The following is a 14,280-nucleotide window of genomic DNA, read 5'->3' as shown; positions in this document are numbered from 1 at the left end:
TCGTCCGCCCGGCGCTGCTGGCAGGGGAGTCGCAGCAGCCACTCCCGCGTCAAACGTTACAGAACAGGGGTCGTCGTCTAGGCTGATCGGGTCCCTGACCTTCCGCGGCCAGGGATCCGTTTTCAGTCGCGGATTCGAGCAAAGGATCTTCGCACTCCATGACCGCCCGCATCCTGGTCGTCGACGATGACACCGCCCTCGCCGAGATGATCGGCATCGTGCTGCGCACGGAGGGCTTTGAGACGCTGTTCTGCGCCGACGGCGAGCTCGCCGTCGACATGTGGCGGCAGGAGCGTCCGGACCTCGTGCTGCTCGACCTGATGCTGCCCGGCAAGGACGGCATCGAGATCTGCACCGAGATCCGTGCCGAGTCGGGCGTGCCGATCATCATGCTGACCGCGCGCGCCGACACCGCCGACGTGGTCAACGGGCTCGAGGCCGGCGCGGACGACTACATCGTCAAGCCGTTCAACCCCAAGGAGCTGGTCGCGCGCATCCGCACGCGCCTGCGGCCGACGCCCGAGGCGTCGAGCGCCATCCTGCGGATCGGCGACCTCACGGTCGACGTGGCCGCTCACGAGGTGCGCCGCGGCCAGACCGCGATCGCCCTGACCCCGCTCGAGTTCGAGCTGCTCGTGGCGCTGGCGTCCAAGCCGCAGCAGGTGTTCTCGCGCGAGGAGCTGCTCGAGCAGGTGTGGGGCTACCACTACAAGGCCGACACCCGGCTCGTGAACGTGCACGTGCAGCGCCTGCGCGCCAAGATCGAGCTCGACCCCGACAACCCCAAGATCGTCACCACGGTGCGGGGCGTCGGCTACCGCGCCGGCGCCGTCACCGGCGCCGCCGCGTCCTAGTCATGCCGGGCGCAGCGGCACCGGCGCTGTTCGCGTGGCGTTCGCCGCGCACCTGGCCCGCCCGGCTGCTGCAGCTCTGGACGCGCTCCCTGCAGTTCCGCACGATCCTCATCACGACGGCGCTGACCGCCATCACGATCACGGTCGCGTGTCTCTGGATGGCGCTGGCGATCCAGAACGACCTGTTCCAGAACCGGCGCGACGAGGTGCTCAGCGATGCGCAGCGCGCCGTGCAGGACGCCCAGGCGACGCTCGACGCGTCGGAGCTGGCGACCAGCCGCGCCCAGATGCAGCAGCTGTGGAGCGCCACGATCGACGACATCGCGCGGCTCGCGACCACGGACCTGATCGCCGGCTTCCGCATCGAGGACGAGCCCGTGCCGCTCGCGCCGCCCGACTTCGGACTGGGGGGTCTGGCGGCCGAGGCCGTCTCGCCCGGGCTGCGCGAGCTGGTGCGCGAGAACGGGGACGAGCGCCAGTGGTGGCAGTCGATCGGTCTGCAGGACGCCGAGGGCGACGTGCTCGCGGGCATCCTCGTCGGCCAGCAGCTGCGCGTTCCCGGCGTCGGGGCGTACGAGCTGTACATGGCGTACGACCTCGCGGAGGAGGCCGAGACCCTCGAGTTCGTCCAGCGCACGCTGTGGGGGTCGGGCGTTGCGATGGTGCTGATCGTCGTCGCGATCCTGTGGCTCGTGATGCGCGCGCTGTCCATCCCCATCGTGGAGGCCTCCGCCACGAGCGCGCGACTCGCGGCGGGAGACCTCAAGGTGCGGATCCCCGTGCACGGCGAGGACGAGCTCGCCACGCTCGGCCGCTCGTTCAACGCCATGGCGGACAGCATCGAATCGCAGATCCAGGAGCTGGCGGACCTGTCGCTCGTGCAGCAGCGCTTCGTGTCCGACGTCTCGCACGAGCTGCGCACGCCCCTGACGACGATCCGCCTGGCGGCCTCGATCATCCACGACCGTCGCGAGGAGTTCGACCAGGCCACCGCGCGCGCCGCGGAGCTCCTGCACGCGCAGGTCGCGCGGTTCGAGGGGCTGCTCACCGACCTGCTCGAGATCAGCCGGTACGACGCGGGCTCCGTCCAGCTGGAGCTCGAGGCCACGAGCCTCGCGCACCTGGCGGAGGACGTGATCGAGTCCATGCGTCAGGTGGCCGAGCAGCACGGGACCGAGCTGCGGTTCGTGGCCCCCGGCGGCTACTCGCCGGTCGACATGGATCCGCGCCGCGTGCGGCGCATCCTGCGGAACCTGCTGGGCAACGCGATCGAGCACGGCGAGGGACGCCCCATCGTGGTCACGGTGGACAGCAATCCGCACGCGGTCGCCGTGGGCGTGCGGGACTACGGCATGGGCATGTCGGCCGCCGACGCCGAGCGCGTGTTCGACCGGTTCTGGCGCGCGGATCCGTCGCGCAAGCGCACGCTCGGCGGCACGGGCCTCGGGCTGTCGATCGCGCTCGGCGACGCGAAGCTGCACGGCGGCACGCTCGAGGTGTGGTCGCAGCTGGGCGCCGGCACGAACTTCGTGCTGACGCTGCCGCGGCGCGACGGCCGCCTGGACGGTCCGTCGCCCGTCCCGCTGGAGCCGTCGGAGGAGTCTCTGTCGGCGGCGCTCGGAGCGACCCAGCCGATCCTGACGCTCGATCCCTCCGAGGTGGAGGAGCTCGACGACGTCGGGCAGCTGCGCGACCTGCGCGAGCTCGACGGCGTGGCGGAGCGGGGCGCGCCGGAGGCGCGGCGCCACGGCGACGAGCCGGGCGGCGGGTCCCACGACGGGCCCCAGGACGACGGAGGGGAGCGGTCATGACCGGGCGGAACACCACGCGCCGGGGGCGCGCGCGGCTCCTGCTGCTCGCGCTCGCCGTGGCGCTGACGGGATGCACGGGCCTGCCGACGTCGGGCGAGGTGACCGCGGGCCTGGTCCCCGGGGCGGCGCCGGAGGAGCCCGACACCCAGTTCTTCCCGCTCGCGCCGACGGCGGGCGCCACGCCCGAGCAGATCGTGACGGGCTTCATCGAGGCCGCGCTCTCGCCGGTCGACGGATGGGAGACCGCGCGGCTGTTCCTCTCGAGGGACCTCGCGGCGACCTGGCGGCCCGAGGCGGGCGTCACGGTCGATGCCGCCGACGCGCGGCGCACCCAGGTGGACGAGGAGACCGGTCTCGTGACCATGACGGTCGCGCCCACCGCGACCGTGGACGAGCACGGCACATACACGACGTCGGCATCCGGCTCGGTCGACCTGCAGTTCCGCGTGGCGCAGCGCGAGGACGGCGAGTGGCGCATCGTCGAGGCGCCCGACGGCATCGTGCTCGACCGCCAGAACTTCCCCGTGGTGTTCAACCCGCACCCGCTGGCGTACTTCGACCCGACGTGGCGCTTCCTGGTGCCGGATGTCCGGTGGTTCCCGACCAGCGGCAACACCGCGACGTCCATCGTCCGGGAGCTCGTGGACGGCGCGCCCAGCCCGTGGCTCGCGGGCTCGGTGGCCAGCGCCTTCGCGCAGGACATCGACCTGCAGACCGACGCCGTGCCCGTCGACACCGATCAGGTGGCGCACGTCGAGCTGAACTCGGTGGCCGCCGGCGCCGACGCCACGGCCCTCGGGCGGATGCTCGCGCAGCTCGACGCGAGTCTGGCGAACACGGGCGTGCAGAGCGTGCGGCTCACGACCGGCAGCGACACGCGGCCCGTCGATGTCGAGCCCGTGCCCGTGTCGCAGACGCGGCCGGACTCCCGCGCCCTCGTGCTGCGCGAGGACGAGTTCGGCTTCCTGTCGGGATCCGAGCTCACCCCCATCGACGGACTGAGCCCCACCCTGCTCGACATCCCCGCCGACATCGAGGCGATCTCGGTCTCGCCGGACCAGCAGGTCGCGGCGGTCAAGCTCGGCACCGGCCTGGTGTCGCGCGTGACCTCCGACGGCAACGTCGACACGGTCGACGAACGCGGCGGCCAGATCGAGCCCCTCATCGACCCGTTCGGGTACGTCTGGACGGTCGTGGGCCGCAGCCCCGGCGAGGTGACCGCGTGGAACGCCGACCTGGAGCCCTTCGCGATCGAGGGGGCGTGGCCCGAGGCCGACGCCGTGCGCGCCTGGGCCATGTCGCGCGACGGGTCGCGGATCGCGGCGCTCGTCACCACGGGCGGCCAGCACCTCGCGGTCGTGGCCAGCGTGCGTCGGGACCGCTCGGGCAACCCCGCCGGGCTCGGCCCCGCCATGCGGGTCACCGAGCTCGCGCAGGCGGGGGTCGCGGTCGCCTGGATCGAGGACGCGCGCATCGGCGTGGTCACGAGCGACGGCGAGACCTGGCGCGTGGTCGAACAGCAGATCGGCGGCCCCGCCGAGGTGTCCGACGCGCCGGCCGGCACCGCGTCGATCGCCTTCGGGACGCAGGACTCCTCCGTGCGGCTGCTGACGGAGGAGGGAGTGATGTACATGCGTCGGGGCTCGTCGTGGCAGCAGACCGGGGCCGATGTCCAGGTGCTCGCCACTCAGATGGGCACGCCGCCGCGCACGGGCTGACCGCTCGTCCCCAGCGCGACCTCGCCGGCGGCTCTCCGAACCGGACAGGGGGGCTCATCCGGCGCGCTCCGCGCCGGACATCCTCGAGTCATGGACGGCTTCCGGGAGCGGCTCCCGCCGGGCCTCCGCGACGCGCTCGCGGGGGCGCTCACGCTGCTCCTGCCGGTCTCGTGCGCCGGGTGCGGCACCGGCGGGATCGCACTGTGCCCGCCGTGCGCCGACCAGCTGCGGCCGGCGCCCCGGAGCAGGGAGCTGGCGGGGCTGACGGTATGGGCGGGGCTGGCGTTCGACGGGCCGTGCGCGAGCGCGGTGCGAGCGCTCAAGGAGCGCGGCCGCTCCGACGCCGCGCGGGCCCTCGCCCCGGCGCTGCGCGAGGCGCTGCGCGAGGCGGTCGCATCGGCCGCCTCGCCGGTGCTCGCGGTGCCCGTGCCGACCTCGGCGGCGGCCATGCGGCGGCGCGGCTATCGCGTCCCCGAGCTGCTGGCTCGCCGCGCGGGCGTGCGGACCGCGCGCCTGCTGCGGGTCGCGCGGGCCACGCGGGACCAGCGGATCCTCGGCCGCGCTGATCGGGCGAGCAACGTGGCGGGGAGCATGCGCGCCCGCGAGGGCACCGCGGGGCTCGACGTCGTGCTCGTCGACGACGTCGTCACGACCGGTGCGACCCTCCAGGAGGCGCGTCGCGCGCTGGAGGCCGCCGGGGTGCGGGTCGTCGGCGCGGCGGTCGTCGCCGCCACGCCGCTCACGGGCGTCCGGACCCGCGCGCGGCGGCTTCCGGATTCCCTGACACATCCCGGTGAATGGGATCCGGCCTGACGGCAAATAGTGCGTGACACTTGCCCGAAGGGGGTCTACGGTAGGGCATCACAGACCCGAGGTGCGCCTCGGGGATCGACCGAGGTCCGCGCTACCGGACAGGTGCCGGTGACCGGGCGGACCGGACAGGGAGGCACGATGGAAACGCACATCTCCGGAGTCGGCGTCGGGATCACCGAGCGCTTCCGATCCGTGGTCGAAGAGAAGATCGCGAGGATCGCCGGTCTCGCGCCGCGCGCGCTCCGTCTCGAGGTCAAGGTCACCCACCAGGCCCACCGCAACGGCCGCCTGGAGGACGACGTGGTCGAGCTGACGGTCGTCGGCAAGGGCCCGGTCGTCCGCGCCGAGGCCTGCGCGGGGGACAAGTTCGCCGCCCTCGACATCGCGCTCGACAAGCTCGCCGAGCAGCTGCGCCGCGCCAAGGACAAGCGCGTGGCGGGCCGCCTGCACCCGCGCGGCGCCCACTACGAGAAGGGCTCGGGAGCGCTCGAGGGGATCGACGTCCAGCCGGCCCCGGCCGACGTCATCCGCGCCGTCACGACGGGCGAGGTGCCGGTCGTCGAGGAGGGGGAGGACGAGGAGGACTACAACCCGGTCGTCATCCGCACCAAGACCTTCGAGCCCGAGTGGATGACGGTCGAGGAGGCCGTGGACCGCATGGAGCTGGTCGGCCACGACTTCTTCCTGTTCATCGATGCGCGCACCGACCACCCGAGCGTCGTGTACCGCCGCCGCGGCTGGGACTACGGCGTGATCTCGCTCACCGCCACGGCGCCGCCGGAGGAGGAGGCGCTCGCCTCATAGGCGCGCGGACCCAGGGAGGGGACGATGAGGGCTCGGTCTGCGGACCGGGCCCTCGTCGCGTCGCGCCTCAGTCGAACATGTCGCCCATCAGGCCGCCGAGCAGGACGCCGCCGAGCACGGGACCCAGGAGGTCGCCGCCCCCGCCGAAGCCGGAGCGCGGGCGGCGGCGTCCGCCGCCGAAACCGCCGTAGCCGCCCCAGTCGTCGCCGTCGGGGCGACCCGAGTCGATGTCGCGCTGCGCGGCCTGCAGGGCCTCGCCGGCCAGCTGCTGGACGCGCCGGGCGAGCACGAGCGCCTGCTCGCGGGTGTCCTCGGGCACGACGAGCGGGTCGATCTCGGGACGCAGGCGCTGCGCCTCCACGAGGCGGGTGCGCGCATCGGCGCCGATCCAGCCGCGGTGTCCGTCGATCACGCTGCGTGCGACCGCGATCGCGTGGTCGGCGGCCTCGACGGCGTGGCGGACGTGATCGAGCGGGGGCACGGGCCGGGAGGCGCGCTCACGCGCCTTGTCGACAGCGGCGTCCAGCGCGGCGTTGGCCTCGCGCAGCGTCGCCAGATCCTCGAACGGGTCGCTCGGTGTGCCGGGGCCGGGCAGAGCCGCGAGCGCGGCCTCGAGGCGGGCGACCGCCGCGGACACCTCGGAAGCGTGCGGCGCGCCGCTCTGCGTGAACGGGCGGGCGGCGACGATGTCCTCGCGGGAGTCCGCGATCACGTCGGCGAGCGTGGACTGCGCCCGCAGCGCCTCGATCTCGAAGTCCTCGACGGCGTCCAGGATGGTCCCGGCACGGCGCACGGCCTCCGTGGCCGTCTCGAGGGCCACGTTCGCCTCCTCGGGCCGGCGGGCCTCGCGACGCCGCACCGAGATGTCGGCGCTGTGCAGCGCGAAGTCCAGCAGCTGCTCGGCCTCGGCGGGATTCGCCGCGACGCGGTGCAGGGCGGCCTGGCTGTACCGGCCGGCGAGCCTGTCCACGGTCTCGCGCGCCTGCGGCAGGCGGGCGCGCAGGCGCTCGACGTCCGATCGGATCCCGTCGATGATCTTGGGCGCCTGGCGCACGAGAGCGATCTTCTCGCGCAGCGCCTCCGTGCGCTCGTCGAGCACGTCCTCGGCCCACTCGCACAGCTGCACGATGCGCGCGTTGCGGGTGCGCAGCTCCTCGGCCGTGTCGGGGATCTCGTCGTGGTTCAGCTGGTGCAGGTGGAACGCCTCGGCCATGTGCGTGCGCACCGCCTCGAGCCCTTCCCGCAGGGGCTTGGTGGCCGTCTCGCCGAGCTCGGCGAGGGCGAACTCGACCTCGTCGGAGGTCGTGCGGATGCGCTCGTCGGCCGCGACCAGCGCCGCCCGCGCGCGCCGCGCCAGGTCGTCGTCCTGCGCCTGCCGTGCCGCTTCGTCCTCGCGCCTGCGCCTGCCCCAGAAACCCGCCATGGTCCGATCCTACGGTCGGCGCGTCGGGCGCGGGCGGGCCGCCGGTTCAGACGGCGCGGCTGCTCTCGGCGGCCTCGGACTTGAGCGTCGCGAGCCGGCGCTTCGTGAAGCGGCGCGACACGAACAGCCACGCCCAGAACAGGAAGGCGATGCCGCCGATCACGGCGCCCCAGATGCTCGCCCCGCCGAACGAGAAGGCCTCGGTGTCGAGGATGCGGTCGGCCGCGTGCGTCGCCCCCGACGCTCCCAGCTCGATCCAGAGCGTCAGCAGGTTCGGCGCCGCCAGGAACACCGCCACGACCACGATCACGACCTTGACCCACACGGGGGAGCGGTACATCAGCAGCAGGAGCATCATCAGCGGCACCAGCGTGAAGCAGAAGCCCACGATGAGCCCGACCAGCATCGAACGGCCGAAGTCCTCCTGCGCGAAGTCGCCGATGATGCGCGCCCACTACACCGGCGCGAAGTTGTAGACGATCACGAACAGGATGCCGAGCGTCACGAGCGCGACAGCCGTGAGGATGCCGACCCGCTTCCAATTGATCCGCTTCCGCGGCTTCTCGGGCGCGGGCGGCGCGGATGCGGCGTCGGGCCGCCGTTCCGCCGGAACCGGGGCCGGTGCGGTCGGTGCGGCGTCCGCGTGCCGTGGCGCGGACGTCGGCTCGTGCGGCGAAGTCGGCTCGCTCATGTTCTCCCCCTCGATCGGTCGCGCTCGGGCGACACCCCTGCGCTCATCCTGGCATCCGGGCGCGCGATCGCACGAGAACCGCACCCGGGGAGGGGTCCCCGGCTCAGGCGACCGCGAGCGGCGCCTTCGCGGGGCGACCGCGCTTGGGGCGCTCGGTCGCGAGCTCGAGGCCGATCGCGTGGTCGGGGTGCGCGGCCAGGCGCTCCTCGACGTGATCGAGCCAGCGCAGCTCGGCCTCCGCCTGGAACGCGAGGTGGTCCACCACGAGCGAGCCCGCGAGCTCCTCGGGGCCGGGCCGCGGGGCCGGCCGGGGCTCGCGCAGGCGCTGCAGGTGGGCGAGCGTCGCCTGCCGCTGGCGCCGGATCAGCACGCCGACGTCGACGCCCGGCAGCGTGGCCGCGAGCGCGAGCTTGATCGCCAGCTCGTCGCGCGCGCCGGGCGCCCGCAGCACGGGGGAGTCCAGCCAGTCGCGCGCCTCGATGCGCCCGGTGTCCGTGATCCGCCAGTACACGTGCCCGTGCTCGTCCGCCTCGCCTCGCGCGACCAGCCCGTCGCGCTCGAGGCGCTCGAGCGTGTTGTAGATCTGGCCGACGTTGAGCGGGGAGGTCGAGCCGGTGCGGCGCTCGAACTCGGCGCGCAGCTGGTAGCCGTAGCAGGCGCCCTGATCCAGGATCGCCAGCAGGCTCTGTCGCACGCTCATCCGAAGCTCCTTCCGGGCCGTCGGGCCCCGTCCGAGAATATGCATACCGGGAAAGCACGGCGCGCAACGATGCGATCGCGGCGCGTCGCCCGGCCGCCCGACACGCCCGGGACGGAGGATCATCGCGAGCGTGAAGGGGATTCGCATGGACGGGCAATACCTCACGTGACCACCGATGCCGAGATCATCCGGCTGTCGCTCGCGCGACCGCAGGAGTTCGCCGCGCTGTTCGACCGGCACGCCGTGGCGGTCGGGCATTACGCGCGCCGGCTCGTCGGGGCGGACGCCGGCGACGACGTGGTGAGCGAGACGTTCCTCGTCGCGTTCCGCCGTCGGGCCGACTTCGACTTCTCGCACGAGTCCGCCCTGCCGTGGCTGCTCGGCATCGCCACCCGCCTCGCCCACAGGTCGCGGGCCGCCGAGGCGCGGCGCTGGCGCGTGCTGCAGGCGTCGGCGCGCGTCGCGGTCGAGACGGCCGTGAGCGACATCGAGGCCGCCGCCGAGCGCGCGGACGCGTCATCGCGGCTGCGCGCGCTCGTGCCCCGCATCCGCCGGCTGTCGGACGACGACCGCGACACGCTGCTGCTCGCCGCGTGGGGCGACCTCACGACCGAGCAGATCGCGACCGCCCTGGGCGTGCCCGTCGGCACCGTGTGGTCGCGGCTGAACAGGATCCGCCGGAAGCTCCGCATGGAGGACCCGATCGCCGGCGACCAGGACCAGGAGGAGAACGATGGACGCGCTCACGTTCGTGCGTGATCTCGGGCGCGACGTCCCGCCACCCACCCGGGAGGACCTCGCCCCCGCCCGCGACCGCCTGCTGGCGGAGATCGCCGACGCCCCCGCGCACCTTCCGCTGTCGCGGCCCGACCGCGACGCGCGCCGCACCGAGGGCATCGCGCCCGTCACCGACCTCGAGCCCCGCCGCACCCGCGGCCGTCGCGTCGCCGAGATCGCGCTCGCCGCAGCGGCCGTGGTCGCCGTGGGCGCCGCGGCCGTGGGCGGCGTGGCCCTGTTCCGCGAGCTCGCCCCCGACGAGCGGTCGACCGGCCCGGTGCAGACGACCAAGCCGGATCCGACGCCGCCGCCCGCGCTCGGGGACGCGCCGTACTTCCGGCTGGATCGCGTGGTCGAGTACACGACGCCGTGGGACGTCGACACGGGCGCCATGGCCATGTCGTGGGCGGATGCCGAGGCGGCCGTCGTGACGGAGGCCACCGTGTCCCTGTACGTCCCGAGCGACCCGCGCGGCGACGCCGAATGGGTGTGGCGGTACGGCGACGACTGCCGCCTGGTGGACGTGTTCGGCGAGCAGATCGATCCCGCGCCGGCGCTCCAGCAGTGCCGCGAGCGCGACCTCGAGGCGCCGGGCGTCGAGCACCGCGCGGCCTGGCCGGACATCGCGACGGGCGATGCCGCGCAGGGCGCCGACGGCGCCTACATCCCGCTCGCGCTGGTCGACGGCGGTCACGGCGTGTGGGACGAGCTGCCGCGCGAGCCCGCGGCGCTGCTCGAGTGGTACGAGAGCCGTGCCGACACGTTCGAGCGCTCCTGGCTGGGCGTGATGACCGAGGCCCTGGCGCTGAACCAGATGCCCGACGACCTCGCGGCCGCCATGATCGAGGCCGTCGCGCTGGTCCCCGCCGCGGAGGTCGAGCGCGACGCCGACGGGGACATCGCGCGCCTCGTCGTGTCCGAGCAGCTCGGGCCGGACGCCGCGCAGCGCACCGTGATGACAGTGGACGACGCGACCGGGTTCGTGGGCATGGTCGAGGAGCGCTCCTTCGGCGGCGACCCCGGCGCGTTCGCCGACCAGATCCCGGGCGGCGACGACTGGACCGTTCGCACCACGATCAGCGCCACGCCGGTTGAGGAGGCGCCCGCGGCGTCGGAGGAGCCGCAGGCCGGCGCGCCCGCGCTGGAGGACCTGGTCATCTCGCCGGCGGGGCTCGGTCCGCTCGCGCTCGGGCAGCCGGTCTCGGGCCCGGGGCTCGAGATGGTCACCGAGACGACCGAGGGGTGCGCCCACCCGTACTGGCGCACGAACGATGCGTACCACGCGGCGGACGGCGACTACGGCGGCGGCGGGCCCGCCTTCGCGATCGCGACCGACGGCGCCGTGCAGCGGATCGACGTCGTGTCGTCGGCCATCCGCACGCCAGAGGGCATCCGCGTCGGCGCATCGCTGGCCGACGTGCAGTCCGCCTACCCGTCCGCATCTCGGATCGACGGCGGGCTCTCGACGCTGTTCGTCGTTGCGGGCGACCCCGGGCAGCTGATCGTCGAGGTCGCGGGCACGGACGCCTCCTACTGGGGTGCCGAGGTCGAGACCGTCCAGTACCTCCGCGTCATCCCGGCGGACCGCACCCCGACGCCGATCTCCGCCTCCGACGACGTGGTGGGCATGTGCACCGCCCGCGAAGCCGGCGCAGGCGCGGCGGAGGGCGAGTGGACCGGCTGGACCATCGACGAGGACGGCTTCGGGCCGTTCGCGGTCGGGATGGCCTGGAGCGAGGCGGTGCGGATCGCACAGGAGCTCGGATGGAACACGGCGCCGAACGCGTGTCTTCCGGCGCTGACCCCGTCGGACATGAGCGGGATCTACGTGTGGCGCGACCCCGCCATCGACCAGGTGCGCGAGATCACCGCGTGGGACTCCTATGCGGACGACTCCTCACCGCTGACGAGCGTGGGCACGAAGGCCGGCATCACAGCACTCGCCGCATGGTGGGATCGCGACGATCCGGGTGAACGCCGCGTCGTCGATGTTCCTCGCCTGCCCTCCCGCCTGACGGAGCGCGGAACGGTCCGGGCACCGGCGCTTCACCTCGCGTTCAGCGTGTGTTGACGGCGGGCCGCCGCGGGCGGAGTAGCATCGCGGCCATGTCCGACACGCCCGACGTCCGGATCGCAGAGTACGCACGCCCGAGTCACCTGCTCGTCCACCTGAGCGACACGCACCTGAGGGCCCAGGGAGGGGTCTTCGGGATCGACGCGGCCGCCCATGTGGAGCGCATGCTGACCGACCTGGTCGCGGCCGGAGGCCGGCCGGATGCGCTGGTCTTCACGGGGGACCTCGCCGACCTCGGCGAGCCCGACGCATACGCACGGCTGCGCGAGATCGTCCAGCCGGCCGCCGAGCGCCTGGGCGCGCGCGTGATCTGGGTGATGGGCAACCACGACTCCCGCGACGTGTTCCGCCGCGAGCTGCTGGGCGAGCCGGGCGACGCCCCGGTCGACGCCGTTCACGACCTCGATGGGCTGCGCGTCATCGTGCTCGACACGTCGGTCCCGGGGCAGCACCACGGCGAGATCACCGACGCGCAGCTCGACTGGCTGGCGCTCGAGCTCGCGGTGCCCGCGCCGCACGGCACGATCCTGGCGATGCACCACCCGCCCGTGCCGTGCGTCCTCGACCTCGCGACGCTCGTGGAGCTGCGGGACCAGCAGCGCCTGGCCGACGTGCTGCGCGGCAGCGACGTGCGCTCCATCCTGGCCGGACACGTTCACTTCTCGACCTCGGCGACCTTCGCGGGCATCCCCGTGTCGGTCGCATCCGCCACCTGCTACACGCAGGACCCGGGCATCGCCGACGGGGGCATGCGCCCGCGCGACGCCGCCCAGTCGTACAACCTCGTGCACGTGTACGACGAGACCGTGGTGCACTCGGTCGTGCCGCTCACGGCCGCCCCGCCGGCCGAGGTCACGACGGCCGACGAGACGCGCCGCCGTCTGGCCGACGCGGGCGTCGTGATCCCGGATTCCGCGGCCCGGGCGCGCGTCGACGGCATCGCGCCGCCGACGTCGCCCATCCCCGTCGTCGGCTGATCAGTCCTCGTCGGGAGAGATCCGCTCCCACGGCGCGGCGACCGGGAAGTACGCCTCGAGCATGTCGCGCACCGCGCGCTCCCGCAGCTCCTCCGGCAGCTCCGGCACGCTGCCGTCGTTGAGGCAGAACATGTCGGCGTCGCGGCGCGCGAGCAGTCGCTCCATCCGGTGCAGCGACTCCTGCAGCGTGGTCTGGATGTACTCGGTCCGCGGCGCCGTGGTCGGCAGGGCCCGGCCCGTCATCAGCGCGTAGTAGTGGTAAAGCGAGTTCGTGACCGACACGTCGGTCGCGCTGCGGAACCGGGCGGCCGCCGTGCGGGCGAACTCCTCGGGGAACTCCCGCTCCAGCTCGAACATCACGCTGCGCCGGTGGGGCGTCGCGCAGTGCTGCAGGTCGCGCGTGATGACGCGGCCGAAGCGGCGGCGCAGCACCTCGCGGTTCACGCGCGCGGCGTTGTCGTGACCGCTGCGCGAGGGGTCGGTTCCGCCCACGCCGATGCGGATGTCGGCCTCGACGAACTGCGTGATCCCCGCGGCCGTGAAGAACAGCTCGGGTCGCACGGGGCGGCCGAAGAACATGTCGTCGTTCGAGTAGAGGAAGTGCTCGGCGATGCCCGGGATGCGGTGCAGCTGCGCCTCGACCGCGTGCGAGTTGTGGGTGGGGAGCACCGAGGGGTCGGCGAAGAACTCCTCGCTCCGGACGATCCGCACGCGCGGGTCGTCGCGCAGCCACCACGGCGCGGGGCTGTCGGTCGCGATCCAGATGGTGCGGATCCACGGGGCGAACATGTGAACGCTGCGCAGGGCGTATCGCAGCTCGTCGACCTGCCGGTAGCGCGCGGCGTGATCGTCGCCGTCGCCGACGACGTACGCGTTCATGCGCTTCGCGCGCTCGCGCTGGAACTCGTTGGACGAGCCGTCCACCCACGAGAAGACGATGTCGACCTCGCCCGTGAACTCGTTGGGGAGCGGATCCCACATGTCCTCGATCGTGCGCCAGTCGCGTCCGAAGCGGCGCACGGTCTCGAGGCCGAGGTCGTCGATCGCGACCGTGCGGCGGGTCAGCGCGTTCGGCCGCGGGGCCTGCAGCAGGCGGCCCTCGCGCCGCCAGAACTCGAGCCGGATGCCGCGCTCCGCGCCGTAGCGCAGGGTGCCCGACGCGGTGGTGCGCGGCCGGAAGAGGATGGCGACGTCCCCGCCGCCGAACGCGCGCGCCGCCCCGGCGGTGAGCGGGCGGGCGGTGCTCTTCTCGCGCCGGGCTGCGGTCCACGGGGCGGTCTCGGCGGCCGCGTCCAGCGCGGCGAGGGCGGCCTCGCGCGCCTCCGCGGGCAGGGCGAGCGCCGGGCGTCCGCTCGAGCGCCGCAGCAGCCAGGGCTCGAGGCCGGCCGACTCCAGCAGCTCTGCGAGCGCCAGGAGGTCGCGCGCCTCGGCCTCGGCGGGCGTCGCGTCCTCGATGAGATGGGGCACGCCGGCGAAGAGCCGCGTGTCCGTCGTCAGGGGGCGGGGGGCGGATGCGTCCGCGGACGGGGCGGCGGCAGCCGGGGGAGGACTGAGCGGCGTCATCGGTCACCTCTGTTCAGGAATGATCGAGTCGTCGGCCCCGTGGGGCCGGCGGCCGCTCGGATGAGGGCCGGCGAA

13 protein-coding genes are annotated in these 14,280 nt (G+C 73.8%); 8 read left to right on the top strand and 5 right to left on the bottom strand.

Annotated features, from left to right (window positions below; genetic code table 11):
• Positions 1 to 158 precede the first annotated feature (158 nt).
• From mtrA to hpf, 5 genes are all read left to right on the top strand, one after another.
• A complete protein-coding gene (gene mtrA, locus B5M43_RS08975; RefSeq protein ID WP_134745389.1) occupies positions 159 to 854 on the top strand; it encodes an MtrAB system response regulator MtrA in 696 nt (231 codons plus the stop codon).
• Positions 855 to 856: 2 nt separating this feature from the next.
• Positions 857 to 2,665, top strand: a complete 1,809-nt coding sequence (gene mtrB / locus B5M43_RS08970; protein WP_134745390.1) for an MtrAB system histidine kinase MtrB — start codon at positions 857 to 859, stop codon at positions 2,663 to 2,665.
• Positions 2,662 to 4,383, top strand: a complete 1,722-nt coding sequence (locus tag B5M43_RS08965) for a GerMN domain-containing protein (RefSeq protein WP_134745391.1) — start codon at positions 2,662 to 2,664, stop codon at positions 4,381 to 4,383. The genes mtrB and B5M43_RS08965 overlap by 4 nt, the downstream gene beginning before the upstream one ends.
• Positions 4,384 to 4,473: 90 nt before the next feature.
• On the top strand, positions 4,474 to 5,196 hold the full coding sequence (locus B5M43_RS08960; protein WP_134745392.1) for a ComF family protein: 723 nt from the start codon (positions 4,474 to 4,476) through the stop codon (positions 5,194 to 5,196).
• Between the two features lie 138 nt (positions 5,197 to 5,334).
• Positions 5,335 to 6,000: a ribosome hibernation-promoting factor, HPF/YfiA family gene (gene hpf / locus B5M43_RS08955; RefSeq protein ID WP_134745393.1), complete on the top strand. Its 666-nt coding sequence runs from the start codon at positions 5,335 to 5,337 to the stop codon at positions 5,998 to 6,000.
• A 67-nt stretch (positions 6,001 to 6,067) separates the two neighbouring features.
• Here hpf and B5M43_RS08950 read toward each other — a convergent pair whose 3' ends face one another.
• From B5M43_RS08950 to B5M43_RS08935, 4 genes are all read right to left on the bottom strand, one after another.
• Positions 6,068 to 7,423, bottom strand: a complete 1,356-nt coding sequence (locus B5M43_RS08950) for a hypothetical protein (protein WP_134745394.1) — start codon at positions 7,421 to 7,423, stop codon at positions 6,068 to 6,070.
• 46 nt (positions 7,424 to 7,469) lie between these two features.
• A complete protein-coding gene (locus tag B5M43_RS08945; protein ID WP_134745395.1) occupies positions 7,470 to 7,829 on the bottom strand; it encodes a hypothetical protein in 360 nt (119 codons plus the stop codon).
• A gap of 48 nt (positions 7,830 to 7,877) precedes the next feature.
• On the bottom strand, positions 7,878 to 8,114 hold the full coding sequence (locus B5M43_RS08940) for a hypothetical protein (protein ID WP_134745396.1): 237 nt from the start codon (positions 8,112 to 8,114) through the stop codon (positions 7,878 to 7,880).
• Between the two features lie 103 nt (positions 8,115 to 8,217).
• Positions 8,218 to 8,814, bottom strand: a complete 597-nt coding sequence (locus B5M43_RS08935) for a PadR family transcriptional regulator (RefSeq protein WP_134745397.1) — start codon at positions 8,812 to 8,814, stop codon at positions 8,218 to 8,220.
• Positions 8,815 to 8,979: 165 nt separating this feature from the next.
• On the opposite strand from B5M43_RS08935, the gene B5M43_RS08930 reads away from it, so the two are divergent.
• The 3 genes from B5M43_RS08930 to B5M43_RS08920 are packed head-to-tail and all read left to right on the top strand — an operon-like array spanning position 8,980 to position 12,642.
• A complete protein-coding gene (locus tag B5M43_RS08930) occupies positions 8,980 to 9,573 on the top strand; it encodes an RNA polymerase sigma factor (protein ID WP_167626757.1) in 594 nt (197 codons plus the stop codon).
• Entirely contained in the window at positions 9,548 to 11,662 is a 2,115-nt protein-coding gene (locus tag B5M43_RS08925; RefSeq protein ID WP_134745399.1) for a hypothetical protein, read from the top strand. Before B5M43_RS08930 ends, B5M43_RS08925 begins: the two co-directional genes overlap by 26 nt.
• A 35-nt stretch (positions 11,663 to 11,697) precedes the next feature.
• A complete protein-coding gene (locus B5M43_RS08920; RefSeq protein ID WP_134745400.1) occupies positions 11,698 to 12,642 on the top strand; it encodes a phosphodiesterase in 945 nt (314 codons plus the stop codon).
• Here the strand turns inward: B5M43_RS08920 and B5M43_RS08915 are convergent, their stop codons facing one another.
• A complete protein-coding gene (locus B5M43_RS08915; RefSeq protein WP_230667868.1) occupies positions 12,643 to 14,109 on the bottom strand; it encodes a stealth conserved region 3 domain-containing protein in 1,467 nt (488 codons plus the stop codon).
• Between the last annotated feature and the right edge of the window lie 171 nt (positions 14,110 to 14,280).

It is taken from the genome of Microbacterium sp. MEC084 (assembly GCF_004514465.2).
Taxonomy (GTDB): Bacteria; Actinomycetota; Actinomycetes; order Actinomycetales; family Microbacteriaceae; genus Microbacterium.
The sequence above is the reverse complement of the archived record's forward strand: the minus strand, read 5'-3'. Positions and strand labels throughout refer to the sequence as shown.

Excerpts from the sequence above, each read along its gene's own strand:
- mtrA (WP_134745389.1), top strand. The coding sequence starts at position 159 with ATGACCGCCCGCATCCTGGTCGTCGACGATGACACCGCCCTCGCCGAG.
- mtrB (WP_134745390.1), top strand. The coding sequence starts at position 857 with ATGCCGGGCGCAGCGGCACCGGCGCTGTTCGCGTGGCGTTCGCCGCGC.
- B5M43_RS08965 (WP_134745391.1), top strand. The coding sequence starts at position 2,662 with ATGACCGGGCGGAACACCACGCGCCGGGGGCGCGCGCGGCTCCTGCTG.
- B5M43_RS08960 (WP_134745392.1), top strand. The coding sequence starts at position 4,474 with ATGGACGGCTTCCGGGAGCGGCTCCCGCCGGGCCTCCGCGACGCGCTC.
- hpf (WP_134745393.1), top strand. The coding sequence starts at position 5,335 with ATGGAAACGCACATCTCCGGAGTCGGCGTCGGGATCACCGAGCGCTTC.
- B5M43_RS08950 (WP_134745394.1), bottom strand. The coding sequence starts at position 7,423 with ATGGCGGGTTTCTGGGGCAGGCGCAGGCGCGAGGACGAAGCGGCACGG.
- B5M43_RS08945 (WP_134745395.1), bottom strand. The coding sequence starts at position 7,829 with ATGCTGGTCGGGCTCATCGTGGGCTTCTGCTTCACGCTGGTGCCGCTG.
- B5M43_RS08940 (WP_134745396.1), bottom strand. The coding sequence starts at position 8,114 with ATGAGCGAGCCGACTTCGCCGCACGAGCCGACGTCCGCGCCACGGCAC.
- B5M43_RS08935 (WP_134745397.1), bottom strand. The coding sequence starts at position 8,814 with ATGAGCGTGCGACAGAGCCTGCTGGCGATCCTGGATCAGGGCGCCTGC.
- B5M43_RS08925 (WP_134745399.1), top strand. The coding sequence starts at position 9,548 with ATGGACGCGCTCACGTTCGTGCGTGATCTCGGGCGCGACGTCCCGCCA.
- B5M43_RS08920 (WP_134745400.1), top strand. The coding sequence starts at position 11,698 with ATGTCCGACACGCCCGACGTCCGGATCGCAGAGTACGCACGCCCGAGT.